We start from the raw sequence: 17,277 nt of genomic DNA, 5'->3' as shown, positions 1-17,277 counted from the left end.
CTCAACTTTGGGTCGCATAGATTTCAGGAGAACGAATGAACGCCACTCAGCAGCCGGGGCAGGAGGAAGCGCAGAGCGCCCTCGAGCAGTTCGGCATCAACCTCACCGAGCGTGCCCGCCAGGGCAAGCTCGATCCGGTCATCGGCCGCGACAGCGAGATCCGGCGGGTCAGTCAGGTGCTCACCCGCCGCACCAAGAACAATCCCGTCCTCATCGGCGAGCCCGGCGTCGGCAAGACCGCCGTCGTGGAGGGGCTCGCCCAGCGCATCGTCGCGGGCGACGTCGCGGAGTCGCTCAAGAACAAGGAGCTCGTCTCCCTCGACATCTCGGCGCTCGTGGCCGGGGCGATGTACCGCGGGCAGTTCGAGGAGCGGCTGAAGAGCGTGCTCAAGGAGATCACCGAGTCGGACGGGCGCGTGATCACCTTCATCGACGAGTTGCACGTGCTCATGGGGGCGGGCGGCGGCGAGGGCTCCGTCGCCGCATCCAACATGCTCAAGCCCATGCTCGCCCGCGGCGAGCTGCGCCTGATCGGCGCGACCACCCTCGACGAGTACCGTGAGTTCATCGAGAAGGATGCGGCGCTCGAACGCCGCTTCCAGCAGGTGTACGTCGGCGAGCCCTCCGTGGAGGACACGATCGCGATCCTGCGCGGGCTCAAGGAACGGTACGAGGCGCACCACAAGGTCACCATCGCCGACGGTGCGCTGGTCGCCGCCGCCGCCCTGTCCAACCGCTACATCCCGTCGCGGCAGCTGCCCGACAAGGCCATCGACCTGATCGACGAGGCCGCATCGCGCCTCCGCATGGAGATCGACTCGGCGCCGCTCGAGATCGACGAGCTGCGCCGCCACGTCGATCGGCTGAAGCTCGAGGAGCTCGCGCTCAAGAAGGAGAAGGATCCGGCGTCGAAGGAGCGGCTGGCGAAGCTGCGCACCGACCTCGCCGCCGAGCAGACCCGCCTCGGCGAGCTGCAGGCGAGGTGGGAGCACGAGCGCGCCTCGCTCAACCGCGTCGGCGACCTGAAGACCCGTCTGGACGCGGCGCGCGTCGAGGCGGAGCGCGCCCAGCGCGAGGGGAACCTCGAGAAGGCGTCGCGGCTGCTGTACGCCGAGATCCCCGCGCTCGAGCGCGAGGTGGTCGTGGCCGAGCAGGCGGAGTCGAGCGGCGAGCGGATGGTGAACGACCAGGTCGCCGACGAGGACATCGCCTCCGTGATCGCGGCGTGGACCGGCATCCCGGTGGGGCGCCTGCTGCAGGGTGAGACCGAGAAGCTCGTGCATCTCGAGTCCGAGCTCGGCAAGCGCCTGATCGGTCAGAAGGAGGCGGTGAAGGCCGTCGCCGACGCCGTGCGCCGTTCGCGCGCGGGCATCAGCGACCCGAACCGTCCGACGGGATCGTTCCTCTTCCTCGGCCCGACCGGTGTCGGCAAGACCGAGCTCGCGAAGGCGCTCGCCGAGTTCCTCTTCGACGACGAGCGCGCGATGGTGCGCATCGACATGTCGGAGTACGGCGAGAAGCACTCGGTGGCCCGGCTCGTCGGCGCCCCTCCGGGGTACGTCGGGTACGAGCAGGGCGGTCAGCTGACCGAGGCCGTGCGTCGGCGTCCGTACTCGGTCGTGCTGCTGGACGAGGTCGAGAAGGCGCACCCCGAGGTGTTCGACGTGCTGCTCCAGGTGATGGACGACGGCCGGCTCACCGACGGCCAGGGCCGGACGGTGGATTTCACGAACGTCATCCTCGTCCTCACCTCGAACCTCGGCTCGCCGGTGCTCATCGACCCCACCCTGTCGATCGAGCAGAAGCGCGAGCAGGTGCAGGCGCTCGTGCGGCAGGCGTTCCGTCCCGAGTTCGTGAACCGGCTCGACGACATCGTCATCTTCCAGGCGCTCACCGAGGACGACCTCGCCCAGATCGTGGAGCTCTCGGTCGATGCGCTGCAACGCCGGCTGAAGGATCGCCGCCTCGTCCTCGCGGTCACCCCCGACGCGCGCGCCTGGCTCGCCGAGCGTGGCTACGACCCGATGTTCGGCGCGCGGCCGCTGCGTCGCCTCATCCAGTCCGAGATCCAGGACCGCCTCGCCATGGCGATCCTCTCCGGCGGGGTGCACGACGGCGACACCGTGCGCGTCGACGTCGCGGTGGACGGCTCGCAGCTGGCTCTCACGAGCGCGGGACCGACCGCCGCCGAGGGGCCCGATGACGATGACGATGTGATCGAGGCGGAGCTGATCGAGGACTGACCGTGGCTTCGGCCCCGATCGGGCGGTGGCCCGTGACCGTGTGCCCGGTCGCTCCGGCGGCCTGACTCACGGGGGAATCGGCGGGTCCTCCGAACCGGAGGGGGACGCCTCGAGACGCGCCAGGAACCTGTCCACGAGCGCCTCCTGTGTCGGGCGGGTCATCTCGTCGGGGTGGAGAAGCGCCTCGACGCTGACGCCGTCGATGAGCGCCATCGCCTCGACGGCGAGTTCACGATCGGTCGATCGTGCGTTCACCACCCCGTGTTCGCGCGCCTCGCCGATCCGCTTCTCCCAGTTGTCGATGGATGCGCGGTAGCTGGCGGTGCGCACTTCGCGAAGCTCGGCGTCGAGGATCGCCTGGGCCCAGAAAGCCACGTCTACGAAGGCCTCCATCGTGCGCTGGTCGTCGATCGGCAGGGACTGGAGAAGCGCTTCGCGAAGATCGTCGGCGGTTCTGATCCTCTCGGATCTCTCCTGGATGCGTCGGCGCGCCTCTGTGAAAACCGCCCGATGGGCCGTCACGAGGATCTCGTTCTTGTTCGCGAAGTAGTGCGCCAGCACACCGCTCGAGTACCCCGATTCGCGTGCGATCTCGCGGATCGTGGTCTTCTCGATGCCGACGCGATGGATGACGCGCATCGCGGCCTGAGCCAACTCCCGGCGACGCTGCTCGTGGTCGACGACCTTCGGCACGGAGAACCTCCTTCACGTCTGCCGCGGTGCGGCGAACTGTGGTGGCTCCGTCGCTGTGCGATGGCGTGACGCTGGGCCGAGACAGCTCGTTCCAATTTTATCGGACTCCGGACTCGGCGGCTGACGAGAGGGAGGCGCGGACGTCCGCGAGGCGCGGGCTTAACGGAGACGTAATGCGTCAGAAATTTATATCGGACGTCCGTCATACAAACTGGACGACAACCGATGAGGACCCGCCTCCCCCGAGGCGGGTGTCGCTTCGGGCAGGAACGAAGAGGAGAGACGGATGAAGGTTGTCGTCGTCGGCGGCGCGGGCGCGATGGGCGCCGCTGCGGTTGCCGTGCTCGCGGGCATGAGCGAGTTCCGTGAGATCGTGGTGGCCGATCGGGATGCGGAAGGCGCGCAGCGCATCGCAGCGGCACTGCCCGGCCACGTCAGAGCACAGCGGTTCGACGCCGACGTGGACGACTTCGCGGACCTCCTCGACGGCGCCTGGGGCGTGCTCAATGCGCTCGGTCCGTTTGCTCGATTCGGCAGCAGGATCCTGTCGGCATCCATCGCTCGGCGCTGTCACTACGTGGACATCGACGATGACTGGGAGCCCACTCTCGAGGCTTTCGAGCTGCATGAGCGCGCGGCAGATGCCGGGATCAGCGCCGTTATCGGCATGGGCGCCAGCCCGGGCCTGACGAACCTCCTCGCGGTGCTGTGCGCGGCGGCGCTCGATACGGTCGATCGCATTCTGACCGGTTGGAACATCGAAGCGGTCTCCGACGGTGCGGTGGGCGGTCGGCCGTCTGCCGCGTTGATGCACCTCGTCCATCAGCTGACCGGAGAGATCCGATTGCTCGACGATGGCGAGCTGAAGAATGTGCGCCCGCTGCGGCGCACCGAGATCACTTTTCCCGGCTACGGGCGAATCCCGGGTTGGGGGGTCGGGCACCCAGAGCCGATCACTCTTCCCCGGGTGTTCCCGAACCTGCTGTCCTGCGCGAACATCGCCGTGGGAAGCGAGGCGACCATGGAAGCGATCGGCGCGCTGATGACGTCCGTCGACGCCGGTCGCATGAGTCGCGGCGACGCGGCTCTGGCGCTGGGCGAGGTCGTCGCCGGTGCTGCTGCGGCGGCCCTGACCCGGCAGACGCCGTCACCGTTCGCGCACGCGAGCGGTCTGAGGGAGGGGACACGCACCGCAGTGGTCGGCTACATGGTGCGTCGGCCCGAAGGGGGGATGCCCGCGATCACGGCGACTCCGGCCGCCCTGGGCATGCAGTCGATCGCACGCGGAGAAGTGCAGCGTGTGGGCGTCAGCGCTCCCGAGGAAGCGATGGACCCGGCCCTCATCCTCGGCCGCCTGGCGGCGTACTGTCCGCCCGGTGAGGGCGACATCTACGTGGTGCGCGCAGCGGCCGAGCAATGAGCCGCTCCAGAGCGTCGCAGCCGCCTCTGCCTGCGCGCTGTCACATCGTCTCGACATCCGTTCGTCCGATCGCATCCGTCTGAGTTCCAGGAGAGAGTCCATGTCCGCACAGTCCAAGAGCCCGAAACTCATCGGCACCGTCACGCTGGCCCTCATGGTGCTCGCGATGGCGGCCCCTGTCGGCGTGGTCGTCGGAATCGTTCCACTCGTCATCGGATACGGGAACGGCATCGGAGCACCAGGAATGTTCATCCTGGTGGCGGTCATCCTGGCCACCTTCAGTGTGGGCTTCGCGGCGATGTCACGCTCTGTGCGTACGCGTGGCGCGTTCTTCGCCTATATCGGAGCCGGCCTCGGCGAGCGCGCCGGGATGGCAGCGGGAGGCGTCGCACTCGGCGCCTATGCGATCTTGACCATCTACGTGGTCGCGCAGTTCGGGTACTACCTGCACAACACGCTGCTGGAGCTGGGTATCGACGTCCACTGGCTGGCTCTGAGCCTGCTCTGTCTGCTCCTGGTCTGGCTGCTGAGCAGACGCGGGACCAGAGAGAGCGCCGTGGTCACCGCGTCGATCCTTCTCTCCGAGCTGTTCATCCTGCTCGTCTTGAACATCGGGGTGCTGATCGTGCGAGGACCCGCGTCCTATCCCCTCGAGTCGTTCTCGCCCGCTGAGGTGTTCTCGGGGGCTCCTGGCTTCGCGCTCGCGCTGGTCTTCCTCTCGTTCATCGGGTTCGAGGTCACCGCTGTCTTCCGCGACCATGTCAAGAACCCGGATCGCACGATCGGGCGCGCCACCTTGCTCGCGGTGACCCTCATCGGCCTCGTCTACGCGCTCTCGGCGTGGTCGGGAATCGCCGGCGTCGGCGCCGAAGCGGTCGTGGCGATGACGCAGGGGCCGAACGCCGGCCTGCTCATGTTCGATGTGGCCAACGACAACGTCGGAGCATGGGCGGGGGTCACGCTCAGGGTGATCATGCTGGTCAGCGTCTTCGCGACGATCATCGCCGTGTTCAACACGTCGTCTCAGTACGTGTTCAACGTCGCCAGCACATTCGGGACCAACCCACTCGGACGTGTGCACGCGAAATACCGATCGCCCGCGAACGCCGGTGCTGCTCTCATGATCTTCAGCGCACTCGTGCTGGGTGCGTGTGCGCTCTTCGGCCTGGACCCGTATGCGGATGTCGCCGCGTTGTTGGGAGTGCTCGGTGCCGTCGGCGTGATCGTCGTCCAGGTCGCCTGTGTCGTCGCGATCTTCGTGCATTTCCGCCGCCGTCGGGATCGCAGGGTCTGGACCACGGTCCTGTCGCCGATGGTCGCCGGTGTGGCGATGCTCGCGTCGCTGGTGATCATCCTGTCCTACTACGCGGATCTCTCGGGGGCGACGTCGTTGATCGCCACGTGGTCTCCGATGCTGTTCGTCGTCATCGCCGGGGTCGGTTGGATCCTCGGGAAGGGCCGCACGTTGACGCCTGCGGATGACGAGAAGGTCGTCGTCGAGAAGATCTGAAGACCGCTGCGGAGCGTGGCGCATGATGCGTCGGATTCGCTCGCGCACCGCGGTGCCGCCGCAGTGTCGGCCGGGAATGCCCGGCGCGCGGGTGCCCGGGTCAAGGGCGGGATGCAGGCGGGTCCGACCGCGTAACGTCGGAGCATGTCCTCGCCCCCGGCCGTCGCGCGCGGGCTGTGGCGGTCGTCGCATCCGGGTCCGACGTGCGTGGTCACGGCCCTCGCCCTGGCGCTCGGCGTCGCCGCGGGGCTCGAGCCGTGGCGACTGGCGCTGCTGACGGTCGCGGTGCTCCTCGGGCAGCTGTCGGTGGGCATCTCGAACGACGCGCTCGACGTCGAGCGCGATCGCGCGGTGGGGCGCAGCGACAAGCCGATCGCCCGCGGCGATGTGTCGGTGCGCGTCGCCTGGATCGCCGCGGCCGTCTGCCTCGCGCTCGCCCTCGCGCTCTCGGCGCCGCTCGGGATCGGGATGCTGGCCGCCCACGCGGTGACCCTCGCCTCGGCGTGGACGTACAACGCGGGCCTCAAGGCGACGGTGTTCTCGATCGTCCCGTTCCTCCTGAGCTTCGGGCTCTTCCCCTCGCTCGCGACCCTCGCCGCGGCCGACGCGCGCGTCGCCGCGGCCTGGGCGTGGGTTGCCGGCGCGACGCTCGGTGCCGCCGTGCACCTCACGAACGTGCTGCCGGATCTCGAGGACGACCGACGCACCGGCATCCGGGGCCTGCCCCATCGCCTCGGCGGTCGGTCGGCCGCTGTCGTGGCCGCGGTCGGCGTCGCCGCCGGAGCGGTCGCCGTGCTGCTCGGCCCGCCGCAACTGCGGATCGCCGCGGTGTCGCCGCTGTCGTGGGCGTTCTTCGCGGCGGTCGTGGTCGTCGCGGCGGTCTCCGCGGTGCTCGCGCTGCGGGGCGCGCCCGGACGGATGGTGTTTCGCCTGGTCATGCTGTCGGCGCTGCTGCTGGCCGCACAGCTCGTCGCCACCGGCGGCGCCCTCGCCGCCTGACCCTCGGCCCCTCTGGGCCGCGACCTCCGCCCCTTTGACCCGCGAGACTGCACGGGGGCGCCGAGACAGCGGGGCAACCCCACGGTCTCGGCGCCCCGCTGCAGTCTCGCGGCACCAGAGGACCCGCGGCCCATCAGTCCAGAGGTCCTGCCGCTCGTGACCCCGGCGGGGAGGATCAGGCGTCGCGGTCGAGGCCCATCGCGTAGGCGTGGGCGAACAGCATCCCGGTCGGGGGTGCGAGCACGGCCCGGAGCGCCGCGCGCCGCGCCGCATCCGCACGCGGGCCCAGGGGTCGCCCCAGCGCCGTGTTCATCGACGCGAGCGCCGCGGCCGTGCGGGCGGAGGCGACCCGGCGCCGCTCCCACCGCGCGAGCGCCTGCTCGGGCGGTGCGCCCGCGCGCACCCACGCGGCCAGCAGCGGCGCGAGGGTCGCCGCATCGAGCAGCCCGAGGTTCATGCCCTGGCCGCCGATCGGGCTGACCTCGTGCGCGGCGTCGCCGACGACGACCAGCGCGCCGCGCCGCATCCGGGCGACGACGACCCGGCGCACGCGGAACCCGGATGCGGACACCAGCCGTGACGCCGCATCCCCCTCCCCGGCGCCCGAGAGCACCCGCCGCAGCCGGTCGAGCCGCGCCCCGGTGCGGTCGTCGTCGGGGTGCGCGTCCCACGCGACGTACCGTCGCCGCGCCCCCGGCAGCGGGAACGACTCCAGCACCCCGCCGCGCTCCAGCCGCACGATCGCGGTCGGGTCGTCGACAGCGACCGCCGTGTCGGCCATGAGATACCGGTCCGCGTACGAGCGCACTCGCACCGCGCCCGGCCGGTAGGCGAGCTCCCGTCCCGCCGATCCGGAGGCCACCACGACGATCCGGGCGGGCGTCTCCCGCTCGCCGTCCGCGCCGCGCGAGAGCACCCGCATCCGATCGCCGTCGCGCCGCACGCCGGTGACGGCGGTGCCGCGGCGCACGATCGGGCCGTCGCCGGTCAGCGCCGCCTCGGTCGCGGACTGCGGCAGGGTCGCGACGAACGGGAACCGGATGCGGAGCCGGTCGAAGCGCACGCTGCCGAGCAGCCGCGACCCCGACCGGGCCTCGCCGCGCCGCACCCGCACGGCGCTCGCGAGGAGCCGCTCCGTGATCCCGGAGGCCTCCAGCGCCGCCAGCACCGGCGCGTGCACCCCGATCGCGCGCGAGCCGCCGCCGGGGTCGCCCCGCCGCTCCAGGATCTCGGTGTCGACCCCGCGGCGATGCAGCTCGCGTCCGAGCAGCAGCCCGACCGGGCCCGCCCCCACCACGACGACCTCAGGCACGGCCGCGCCCCACGGCGAGCAGGCGGAACGGGGCGGGCCGGCGCACGGTCCACGCGCCCGCAGGCGACAGGGCGTCGGCGAGCTCGTCCGCGCGGTAGCTCCGGCGGATCGAGCGCAGGCCGTCCGTGCGCAGGAACGTCCCGGGTGCGAGCGGGGTGATCCCGACGGCGTACAGCGCGTATGCCGTGCGGCTGCGCGCGATGTCAGCGTGCAGCACGAGCCCCGACGAGAGGGCGAGCGAGTCCTCGGCGAAGCGGAGCAGCTCATCGTCCGAGAGGTGGTGGAGCACATGGTTCGACAGCACCAGGTCGAAGCGCTCGCCCTCGCCCCGCAGCGCGGTGGAGTCGACGCAGCGGAAGCCGAGCCCGGCGCCGGACCTCCGGCGGGCGACGGGGAGGGCGCGCGGATCGGGGTCCACCCCGAGCCATTCGGCGCGGAGGCCGTCGTCCGCGGCGAGCCTGGCGAGACGGGCGATCACGTCGCCGCCGCCGCATCCGAGATCGAGCACGCGTGCGGGTCGTCCGAGACTCCGCAGGAACGGGCGCACGACGCGACGGTAGACCCGCCCCCAGCCCGAGATCAGGCGGTTCACGGTGTCGAAGCGGTGCAGGGTCGCCGCGAGCCGCGCGGGGTCGCAGTCCGGATCGTCCATGAGCTCGCGCACCTGGCGGTCGCGGGTGCCGAGCATCATGCGCCCACGCGCCGCCGCAGTCGCGCGGACTCGACCGTCAGCCCGGGGCCGAACGCGAGCGCGCCGATGCTCGCCTCGCCCAGAGCCGCGTCGTGCAGCAGATCGCGGAGGATGAACAGGATGGTGGCGCTCGACATGTTGCCGTAGTCGCGCAGCACGCGCCGCGAGGGGGATATCTGCGCATCCGTCAGGTCGAGTCCCGCGGCCACGCGATCCAGGATGCTGCGCCCGCCGGGATGCACCGCCCACGCCTGCGTGTCCCGGAGGTCGGACACCGCCGCCCGCACCTCCCGGCCGACGATGCGCGGCACCTCGGCGGACAGTCGCATCTCGAAGCCGTGATCCCCGATCGTCCACGCCATGTCCTCCTCGCCGTCGGCGGTGAGGGACGTGGCGAACGTCTCGAGCTCGAGCCGGGGACCCGCGCCGGATGCGGAGGTCACCACCGCGGCGGCCGCGCCGTCGCCGAACACCGAGGCGGCGACGATCTGCTCCGGGTCCGAGGACGCGCGGATGTGCAGCGAGCACAGCTCGGCACAGACGATCAGCACCACGGCGTCGGGCTGCGCGGTCGCGATGCGGTGGGCGACACGGATGGCGGGAACGGCCGCGGCGCAGCCCACGAATCCGTGGTGGTACCGCTCCACGGCGGGGTCGAGGCCCAGGTCGCGCACGAGCCGCACGTCGGGACCGGGGGCGAACAGGCCGGTGCACGAGACCGTGACGAGGTGCGTGACCGATGCGGCTTCCATCGCCGCATCCGACAGCGCCCGCCGGGCCGCCTCGGCGAACAAGGCGGGGGCCAGCCTGCGGTACTCGGCGTTGCGCTGCCCGGTCGTCGGGGAGAGCAGCTCGCCGTCGTGCTGGCGGACGGCCAGGCCCTCGCCGGGGTCGCCCTGCAATCCGCTCAGCACGGAGTACCGGTGGTCGATGTCGGCGGCGTCGAACGCCGCGTGGATCAGCCGCCGGGTGAGGCGATCGACGCCGGGCTGGGACGCGAAGAGCTCTCGCACGTCGTGCTGCGCGAGGCGGGTGTGCGGCACGGCCGTGCCGATCGCCACGATGCTCGGGGTCATTGCGTCACGATACGCCTGCCGGCGCCCGGCCGGTGCGGGCTGGTGCACTCGTACCCCGGCCCCTAAGGTGTGACGTCCTTCGGGTCGGCCTCCCCACGCCCTGACGACGCGCCCCTTCGTCTCGGAGCTTGCGCTCCACGCTCGGGGACCGAGCGTGAGGGCTTTCGGGTCAGCGGCCGGGGTCGCTGACGACCGACGAAGGAAGCGAAGTCTCCCCACTCCGGGGAGGCTTTCGCTTCAGGCGTCGACGAGCAGGGTCTCCGCGATCGGACGCCGGGTGCGGGGCAGGGACTCGCGCTCGCGGATCGCCTCGGTCGCGCCGGCCGGGTCGCCGAGGAGCCCCACCGCCACGACCGAGATCGGGTCGAAGCGCGCCTCGATGTCGAAGGCGGCGGCGACCTGGTCGCGGTGGAATCCGCCCATCTGGTGCGTCACCAGCCCGCCGGCGTGCGCCTGGATCGTGAAGTACGCGGCGGCCTGCCCGGTGTCGTAGACCGCCCAGGTCAGGGGCTCGCCGTCCTCGCGCGCGGTCTCGGCGACGAAGACGACGAGGGCGGATGCGGCATCCGCCCACACCTGGTTGAAGCCCATGAGCGCATCGAGCACGGCGCGGTGCTCGGCGGTGCCGCGGCGGGCGACGATCGCACGCCAGGGCTGGGTGTTGCTCGCCGACGGCGCCCAGCGCGCCGCCTCGAGGGCGCTCGCGAATGCGGGCTCGTCGAGCGGAGCGGCCGGGTCGAAGATGCGGGTGCTCCAGCGCTCGGCGAACACGTCGAGGACGGGCTGCTCGGTGACGGCGGTGCGGGAGGAGATGGGGGTCATGATCGTGCCTTCGGGGTGTCGACGGTTCGGCGGGACACCCTCGGCCCGTTCCCTCCAACCGTACGCGCGGCCGCGCTGTTCCCGCATGTCTTCCGCTCGGGAGAATTCGGCCGCTTCTTCATCGCCGGGCGCCCGGGTCCGCCGGGCCGGGGCGCCGTAGCGTGGACGCATGGCGATCGCGACGGCAGACCTCTACGACGAACGCGGGGACGAGCTGGACTCGCTCGCACTGCAGCTGCACGACATCGGTGGGCGCATCGCGTTCGACGGCCCGATCCGCACCGTGCGATGCCACCGGGACAACGCCCTCGTCAAACAGGCGCTCGCGACCCCCGGGCGCGGCGCGGTCCTCGTGATCGACGGGGGCGGCTCGCTCGCCTCGGCGCTCGTGGGCGATCTCATCGCCGCGTCCGCCGTGGAGAACGGCTGGGCGGGCATCATCGTGCACGGCGCGGTGCGCGACCGGGTCGCGATCGGCGAGCTGCCGCTCGGGGTGAAGGCGCTCGGGACGAACCCCCGCAAGAGCGCGAAGGACGGCGTCGGCGAGGTCGACGCGCCCGTCGAGATCGCGGGGGTGCGGTTCGCGCCCGGCAAGCACGTGTGGGCGGATGCCGACGGAGTGCTCGTCGAGCGCTGATCGCGCCCCTCTCGACGCCGCCGCGCGGGAGCGGGATGCTGGACATCCCCGGGCTCCCCTGGACGCCCCTGTCGGAGGAGATCACCGTGTTCACACCGCTCGCGGCTTACAGCGGCTTCAGCGTCGACGACACCGCGACGGCGCGCGCGTTCTACCGGGAGACCCTCGGACTCGAGGTGCACGAGAACGAGAGGGGATTCCTCGAGCTCGTGCTCGGCTCGGGGGCGCACGTCCTCGTCTATGAGACACCGGGGCACGCGCCGGCGGGGTTCACGATCCTGAACTTCCCCGTCGACGACGTCGACTCCGCGGTCGAGGACCTACGTGCGCGGGGCGTCGAGACCAAGATCTACTCCGACGAGGAGTTCCCCTCCGACGAGCGCGGCATCGTGCGCGGCGGCGACCGGGGGCCCGACATCGCGTGGTTCCGCGACCCGGCGGGCAACGTCCTCTCGGTGCTGCAGCCCTGAGCCCGGGGCGGGATCAGGGCAGCGCGGGCCAGGTGCCGGGGCCCTCCGACCCGGCGGCGTACTCCTCGAGCGGAACGTCGCCACGGCGCCATGCGTCACGCACCGGCTGCACGATGCGCCAGCACAGCTCGGCCGCGTCCCCGCGCACGGCGAGGGCGGCGTCGCCGTCGAGGATGCCGGAGAGCACCTCGGCGTAGGCGCGCAGGGCGCCCTCGCCGAGGGTCGCCTGGATCGTCTCGCGCTGGAGTGCGAACGGGTCCTCGCCGCCGTTGACGTTGAGTGTCAGCGACATCTCGTCGGGGCCGAGCGAGAACCGCAGCACGGACCCGGGGGCGTCGCCCGAGAATCCCGCGGGCAGGTGCCGCACCGGGCGGAAGGTGAGCACGATCTCCGCGTTCGGGCTGGCGATCGCCTTGCCCGAGCGCAGCGTGAACGGCACTCCGGCCCAGCGGGCGGTGCGCACCTCGAACGTCGTCTCGGCGAGGGTCTCGGTCTGCCGCTCCGGCTCGACGCCCGGCTCGGCCGTGTACGCCGGCAGTTGGACGCCGCCGGCCTCGCCCGCCGTGTACCGGGCGCGGCGCGACGAGCGCACGGCGTTGTCGTCCCAGATCGCGGTGGCGCGCAGCACGGCGGTCGTCGCCGCGCGCAGGTCGGCCTCGTCGAGGCTCGCCGGCGGCTCCATCGCCACCACCGCCATGACCTGCAGCAGGTGGCTCTGGATCATGTCGACGAGCGCGCCGGCGCGGTCGTAGTAGCCCGCGCGGTCCTCGAGGCCCAGCGACTCGTCGAAGCGGATGACGACGGACTCGACGTGCTCGGCCGACCAGACCGGCTCGAACAGCCGGTTCGCGAAGCGGATGCCGAGAACGTTCAGCACGGTCGAGCGGCCCAGGAAGTGATCGACCCGGAAGATCCGGTTCTCCGGCACGAGTCGGCGCAGCGCCTCGTTGAGGCGGTGGGCGCCGGCCTCGTCCGAGCCGAACGGCTTCTCGAGCGCGAGGACGGTGCCCTCGGGCAGATCGCCGGGCACCAGCTGCTCGCAGGCCTGCTGCGCCGCCTGCGGAGGCACCGCGAAGTACAGCACAGGGCGGCCCTCGATCTCGCCGAGCAGCCGCTTCAGATCGGCCGCCTTCGTCGGGTCGGCCCGGCGGAACACGGTCGACCTCGCGACGGCGGATGCCGCATCCGACCGGTCGTCGCCGAAGGCCTTGCGCACCTGCGCGCGCCAGGAGGCCTCCGACACCTCGCTGCGTGCGGTGCCGATCAGGTGCATCGACCGTTCGGGCTCGTGCTGGAGCAGCTGGGCGAGGGCGGGCAGGAGCAGCCGGGAGGTGAGGTCGCCGGTGGCTCCGAAGATCACGAGGGTGGTGTCGTCCGTCACGTGAGCCACGCTAATGTTCCGCCGCCGGGGATCCGGGCGGGTTGACGGCAGGGCATGATCGGGTGATGAGCGCTCCGATCGAGGACTACGCCCTCCTCAGCAACTGCCGTACCGCCGCCCTCGTGGCACGGGACGGCAGCATCGACTGGTTCTGCGCACCGCGGTTCGATTCCGCATCCGTCTTCGGTGCGCTCCTCGGCGACGCCGAGCAGGGACGCTGGCACCTGCGCCCGCACGACCCGGCCGCGCGCGCGACCCGGCGGTACGACGGCGACACGTTCGTGCTCGTCACCCGCTGGGAGTCCGAGGCCGGTGTCGCCGAGGTGCACGACCTCCTCCCGATGGACGGCGGACGGGTCGACCTCGTGCGACGCATCGTCGGGATCTCGGGGAGCGTGGAGTTCACCACCCACCTGCGCGTGCGGTTCGACTATGCGCGCGCTCTTCCGTGGATGCGGCAGGTCGGCGATGCGGACGCGCCCATGCTGCACGCGACCGCGGGGCCCGATGCGCTCGTTGTCCGGGGCGTGCGCTTCGAACCGCACGGCCGCGCGCACCGGGGCCGGGTGACGGTGCGCGCGGGCGAGCACGCCGACCTTGTCGCGACCTGGTTCCCGGCATACGCCCCCACGCCCGACCCGCTCGACGTCGACACCGCGCTCGCCGAGACCCGCGCCTGGTGGACGGACTGGGCCGCCGGCATCGACCACGACGGCTCCCACCGCGACGAGGTCGTGCGCTCCCTGCTCGTGCTGCGGGCGCTCTCTCACGAGGAGACCGGCGGGGTCGTCGCCGCGGTGACGACGTCGCTGCCCGAGCAGTTCGGCGGCTCGCGCAACTGGGACTACCGCTACGTGTGGCTGAGGGACGCGGCGCTGACCCTCGAGGCGCTCGTCGACCACGGCTTCCTCGGGGTCGCCGAGCACTGGCGGCTCTGGCTGCTGCGGGCGATCGCCGGCGACCCGGCGCAGATGCAGATCATGTACGGGGTCGCGGGGGAGCGCGACCTCGGCGAGCGGGAGCTGGCGAGTCTGCCCGGCTACCGGGGCTCGGCGCCCGTGCGCGTCGGCAACGGCGCCGTCGACCAGTACCAGGCCGATGTCGTGGGCGAGGTCATGGTCGCGCTCGAGGCGACCCGGATGGCGGGACTCGCGGACGAGCAGTTCTCCTGGGCGCTGCAGCGCGCGCTGCTCGGCAACGTCGAGGCGAACCTGGACCGGCCCGACAACGGCATCTGGGAGATCCGCGGCGAGCCGCGCCACTTCACGCAGTCGCGCGCGATGATGTGGGCGGCCTTCGACCGCGGTGTGCGTGCCGTCGAGGAGCACGGTCTCGAGGGCCCGGCGGACCGCTGGCGAGAGCTGCGCGACCGCCTCCGCAACGAGATCGCCGCCCGCGGCGTCGACCCCGCGGGCGGCTACTTCACGCAGTGCTACGGGTCGCGGGAGGTCGACGCATCGCTCCTCACGCTGCCGCAGGTCGGGTTCTGCGCGCCCGACGACCCGCGGATGCTGGCGACCGTCGCCGAGATCGAGCGCGTGCTGATGTCCACCGGTCTCGTCGAGCGGTATCGCACCGAGTCGGGCATCGACGGCCTCGCCGGGGCGGAGCATCCGTTCCTCGCCTGCACGTTCTGGCTGGTCGAGCAGTATGCCTCCTCGGGGCGGGAGGCGGATGCGGCGGCGCTGATGGAGCGCGTCTGCCGCGCGCGCAACGACGTGGGGCTGCTGTCGGAGGAGTACGACGTGGAGAACGCCCGTCAGGTCGGGAACATCCCGCAGGCGTTCTCGCATCTCGCGCTCGTGCGCGCCGCCGACGCCCTGAGCGGCCACCCCGGCCGCGCCGCCCACCGGCGCTGACCCGTTGCGCCGCGCGGCGGTGCAGTCTCGCGGTCCCGAGCCCGGCTCAGGCCCGAGCCCGGCTCGAGCGCGGGCGCGGGTTCAGTTGCGGGAGAGTGCCTCGACGAGCTTCACGCGGGCGCCCATCCGCAGGAGAGAGCCGGAGTAGATGCGCGCACCGACGAGGATGGCGGCGACGCAGGTGGCGACGAGCGCCACGAGCGAGACGAGCGGCTCCCACCAGAGCGCCTCGCCGAGGTACAGCCGCAGCGGCATCGCGACCGGGGCGGAGAACGGCACGTACGACATGATCGTCATCACGAGCGTGTTGTCGTTGAAGAAGATGACCAGGAAGTACGGCAGCATCACGAGCATCGTCAGCGGCGTCGTGGTCGATCCGATGTCCTCCTGGCGCGAGACCATGGCCCCCGCCGCCGCGAACAGCGCCGCCAGCAGGATGAACCCGAACAGGAAGAACACCGAGAACCAGACGAGCGGTCCGCCGAGGCCGGTGAGGATGAGGTCCTGCCCGGTCACGGTCAACCCGACCACCGCTATCGCGGCGAGCACCAGGATCTGCGCCATCGCGAGGATCGTGTTGCCGATCACCTTGCCGGCCAGCAGCGCCCGCACCGGGATGGCGGAGATCAGCAGCTCGACCACACGGGTCTGCTTCTCCTCGACCACCGACTGGGCGATCGTGCCGCCGAAGGTCGACGCGGCGACCAGGAACACGATGCCGAACCCGAGCGCCACGAAGTAGCGCAGCAGGAAGTCCGTCCCCGACGGGTCGAGCAGGTGCACCGGCGGCGACTGGCTCAGCAGCGGCATGAGTCCCGAGGGCACGTCGTCGTCCACGACGATCGTGTAGTCGAAAGCGGCGGATGCGGGAGCCGCGGCATCCGGAACCTGATCGCTCGGGATCAGCGCGGCGCTCACCGTGCCGTCCTCGACCAGGGCGAGGGCGGATGCCGCGGAGTCCGCATCCGTCACCTCCAGGCCGTCGACGCCCTGCACCGCGGCCGCGGTGTCGGAGGTGACCGCGACCTTGATGCCGTCCGAGGAGCCGGCGGCGAACCCGCCCCAGACGACGGCGGCGAGGGCCACGACGAACAGGATCGCCGTCGAGATGACGAAGGCCTTGCTGCGCAGTCGCGAGCCGATCTCGCGCTCGGCGACGAGCCACACGCTCTGCGCGGTCGAGGGGGCGGCGGGGGCGTGCGCGTTCATCGGATGACCTCCCGGAAGATCTGGGCGAGCGACGGATGCTGCGGGGCGAAACTGTCCACGTCACCGGTGGCGACGGCGCGCTGCAGCACCCGGTGGGCGACGGCGGGCTCGGCCGCGTCGAAGAGGGCGTGCCCGCCGGCGAACTCGACGACCTCGACGCCCGCCTCGTCGCGCAGCCACCCGAGGTCGCCGGCGGTGAAGATCTCGTAGCGGGGCGAGGCGTAGGTCGCGCGCAGATCCTCGCGGGAGCCGGCGGCGCGGATGGCGCCCCCCGCGATGATGACGAGGTCGTCGCAGAGGCGCTCGACCACGTCGAGCTGATGCGACGAGAACAGCACGGCAGCGCCGGCCGCGGCGCGCTCCTGCAGCACTCCCGCGACGACCTCGACCGCGAGGGGGTCGAGTCCGGAGAAGGGCTCGTCGAGGATCAGCACCTCGGGGTCGTGCACGAGCGCCGCGGCTATCTGGGCGCGCTGCTGGTTGCCGAGCGAGAGGGTCTCGACCGTGTCGCCGAGGCGCTCGCCCAGTCCGAGGCGCTCGAGCAGCGCCTCGGCGTTCGCCGTCGCCTCGGCCTTGCCGTAGCCGTGCAGACGGGCGAGGTACGCGATGTGCTCGCCGACCTTCATCTTCGGGTAGAGGCCGCGCTCCTCCGGCATGTAGCCGAACCGGCGCCGGTCGTCGGAGGTCACGGGCGAGCCGTCGAGCTCGACCGTTCCCGCATCCGCGGACAGCACGCCGAGCGCGATCCGCATCGTCGTGGTCTTGCCGGCGCCGTTGCCGCCGACGAAGCCGGTCAGCCGTCCGTCTGCGACCGTGAAGCCGACGTCGTCGAGCACTCGGCGATCGCCGTAGCTCTTGGTCACTCCTGCGAGGTGGAGCATGGTTCCTCCTTCGTCCGTGATCCGACGCTACGGGCCATGGATGCCGAGCGCCTCCCCCTCCCGACGGATCCCCC

At 71.7% G+C, this 17,277-nt stretch carries 15 protein-coding genes; 7 read left to right on the top strand and 8 right to left on the bottom strand.

The window, feature by feature from the left end; all coding sequences use genetic code 11:
• The first annotated feature begins 35 nt into the window (after window positions 1-35).
• Window positions 36-2,243, top strand: a complete 2,208-nt coding sequence (locus tag GVL03_RS14765) for an ATP-dependent Clp protease ATP-binding subunit (protein WP_159501769.1) — start codon at window positions 36-38, stop codon at window positions 2,241-2,243.
• Between the two features lie 66 nt (window positions 2,244-2,309).
• Here the strand turns inward: GVL03_RS14765 and GVL03_RS14760 are convergent, their stop codons facing one another.
• The gene (locus tag GVL03_RS14760; RefSeq protein WP_159501768.1) at window positions 2,310-2,936 is read right to left on the bottom strand and encodes a TetR/AcrR family transcriptional regulator; all 627 of its coding nucleotides are present in this window, start codon (window positions 2,934-2,936) and stop codon (window positions 2,310-2,312) included.
• A 286-nt stretch (window positions 2,937-3,222) separates the two neighbouring features.
• On the opposite strand from GVL03_RS14760, the gene GVL03_RS14755 reads away from it, so the two are divergent.
• The 3 genes from GVL03_RS14755 (at window position 3,223) to GVL03_RS14745 (ending at window position 6,865) form a co-directional block, all read left to right on the top strand.
• Window positions 3,223-4,356, top strand: coding sequence for a saccharopine dehydrogenase family protein (locus GVL03_RS14755; protein WP_159501767.1), 1,134 nt, complete (start codon window positions 3,223-3,225; stop codon window positions 4,354-4,356).
• Window positions 4,357-4,456: 100 nt separating this feature from the next.
• Window positions 4,457-5,866: an APC family permease gene (locus tag GVL03_RS14750; RefSeq protein WP_159501766.1), complete on the top strand. Its 1,410-nt coding sequence runs from the start codon at window positions 4,457-4,459 to the stop codon at window positions 5,864-5,866.
• 144 nt (window positions 5,867-6,010) lie between these two features.
• Window positions 6,011-6,865 (top strand): UbiA family prenyltransferase, encoded by an 855-nt coding sequence (locus GVL03_RS14745; protein WP_159501765.1) that lies wholly within the window; start codon window positions 6,011-6,013, stop codon window positions 6,863-6,865.
• A 175-nt stretch (window positions 6,866-7,040) separates the two neighbouring features.
• On the opposite strand, the gene GVL03_RS14740 is transcribed toward GVL03_RS14745, so the two are convergent.
• From GVL03_RS14740 to GVL03_RS14725, 4 genes are all read right to left on the bottom strand, one after another.
• Window positions 7,041-8,177 carry an NAD(P)/FAD-dependent oxidoreductase gene (locus GVL03_RS14740; RefSeq protein ID WP_159501764.1) on the bottom strand — a complete coding sequence of 379 codons (1,137 nt, stop codon included), beginning with the start codon at window positions 8,175-8,177 and terminating at the stop codon, window positions 7,041-7,043.
• The gene (locus GVL03_RS14735) at window positions 8,170-8,868 is read right to left on the bottom strand and encodes a methyltransferase domain-containing protein (protein WP_159501763.1); all 699 of its coding nucleotides are present in this window, start codon (window positions 8,866-8,868) and stop codon (window positions 8,170-8,172) included. Before GVL03_RS14735 ends, GVL03_RS14740 begins: the two co-directional genes overlap by 8 nt.
• A complete protein-coding gene (locus GVL03_RS14730; protein WP_306770346.1) occupies window positions 8,865-9,992 on the bottom strand; it encodes a type III polyketide synthase in 1,128 nt (375 codons plus the stop codon). Before GVL03_RS14730 ends, GVL03_RS14735 begins: the two co-directional genes overlap by 4 nt.
• A gap of 189 nt (window positions 9,993-10,181) precedes the next feature.
• Window positions 10,182-10,766 carry a nitroreductase family protein gene (locus GVL03_RS14725; RefSeq protein WP_200847189.1) on the bottom strand — a complete coding sequence of 195 codons (585 nt, stop codon included), beginning with the start codon at window positions 10,764-10,766 and terminating at the stop codon, window positions 10,182-10,184.
• A gap of 169 nt (window positions 10,767-10,935) precedes the next feature.
• Between GVL03_RS14725 and rraA the strand changes: the two genes are divergently transcribed.
• Window positions 10,936-11,403 carry a ribonuclease E activity regulator RraA gene (rraA, locus tag GVL03_RS14720; protein ID WP_159501761.1) on the top strand — a complete coding sequence of 156 codons (468 nt, stop codon included), beginning with the start codon at window positions 10,936-10,938 and terminating at the stop codon, window positions 11,401-11,403.
• 86 nt (window positions 11,404-11,489) lie between these two features.
• Window positions 11,490-11,873 carry a VOC family protein gene (locus tag GVL03_RS14715; RefSeq protein WP_200847190.1) on the top strand — a complete coding sequence of 128 codons (384 nt, stop codon included), beginning with the start codon at window positions 11,490-11,492 and terminating at the stop codon, window positions 11,871-11,873.
• Between the two features lie 13 nt (window positions 11,874-11,886).
• Here GVL03_RS14715 and GVL03_RS14710 read toward each other — a convergent pair whose 3' ends face one another.
• Window positions 11,887-13,254, bottom strand: a complete 1,368-nt coding sequence (locus tag GVL03_RS14710; RefSeq protein WP_159501759.1) for a glucose-6-phosphate dehydrogenase — start codon at window positions 13,252-13,254, stop codon at window positions 11,887-11,889.
• Window positions 13,255-13,319: 65 nt separating this feature from the next.
• On the opposite strand from GVL03_RS14710, the gene GVL03_RS14705 reads away from it, so the two are divergent.
• Window positions 13,320-15,113, top strand: coding sequence for a glycoside hydrolase family 15 protein (locus tag GVL03_RS14705; RefSeq protein WP_159501758.1), 1,794 nt, complete (start codon window positions 13,320-13,322; stop codon window positions 15,111-15,113).
• A gap of 81 nt (window positions 15,114-15,194) precedes the next feature.
• On the opposite strand, the gene GVL03_RS14700 is transcribed toward GVL03_RS14705, so the two are convergent.
• The gene (locus GVL03_RS14700; protein WP_159501757.1) at window positions 15,195-16,322 is read right to left on the bottom strand and encodes an ABC transporter permease; all 1,128 of its coding nucleotides are present in this window, start codon (window positions 16,320-16,322) and stop codon (window positions 15,195-15,197) included.
• Window positions 16,319-17,203, bottom strand: coding sequence for an ABC transporter ATP-binding protein (locus GVL03_RS14695; protein ID WP_159501756.1), 885 nt, complete (start codon window positions 17,201-17,203; stop codon window positions 16,319-16,321). The genes GVL03_RS14700 and GVL03_RS14695 overlap by 4 nt, the downstream gene beginning before the upstream one ends.
• Between the last annotated feature and the right edge of the window lie 74 nt (window positions 17,204-17,277).

The organism is Microbacterium sp. 18062 (assembly GCF_902706225.1).
In the GTDB taxonomy this organism is placed as follows: Bacteria; Actinomycetota; Actinomycetes; order Actinomycetales; family Microbacteriaceae; genus Microbacterium.
Note: the sequence above shows the minus strand (reverse complement) of the source record. Positions and strands in the feature narration are given on the sequence as shown.

Bases quoted from the DNA above. Each gene is read 5' to 3' on its own strand.
- GVL03_RS14765 (WP_159501769.1), top strand. From the start codon at position 36: ATGAACGCCACTCAGCAGCCGGGGCAGGAGGAAGCGCAGAGCGCCCTC.
- GVL03_RS14755 (WP_159501767.1), top strand. From the start codon at position 3,223: ATGAAGGTTGTCGTCGTCGGCGGCGCGGGCGCGATGGGCGCCGCTGCG.
- GVL03_RS14750 (WP_159501766.1), top strand. From the start codon at position 4,457: ATGTCCGCACAGTCCAAGAGCCCGAAACTCATCGGCACCGTCACGCTG.
- GVL03_RS14745 (WP_159501765.1), top strand. From the start codon at position 6,011: ATGTCCTCGCCCCCGGCCGTCGCGCGCGGGCTGTGGCGGTCGTCGCAT.
- GVL03_RS14735 (WP_159501763.1), bottom strand. From the start codon at position 8,868: ATGATGCTCGGCACCCGCGACCGCCAGGTGCGCGAGCTCATGGACGAT.
- GVL03_RS14725 (WP_200847189.1), bottom strand. From the start codon at position 10,766: ATGACCCCCATCTCCTCCCGCACCGCCGTCACCGAGCAGCCCGTCCTC.
- rraA (WP_159501761.1), top strand. From the start codon at position 10,936: ATGGCGATCGCGACGGCAGACCTCTACGACGAACGCGGGGACGAGCTG.
- GVL03_RS14705 (WP_159501758.1), top strand. From the start codon at position 13,320: ATGAGCGCTCCGATCGAGGACTACGCCCTCCTCAGCAACTGCCGTACC.
- GVL03_RS14700 (WP_159501757.1), bottom strand. From the start codon at position 16,322: ATGAACGCGCACGCCCCCGCCGCCCCCTCGACCGCGCAGAGCGTGTGG.
- GVL03_RS14695 (WP_159501756.1), bottom strand. From the start codon at position 17,203: ATGCTCCACCTCGCAGGAGTGACCAAGAGCTACGGCGATCGCCGAGTG.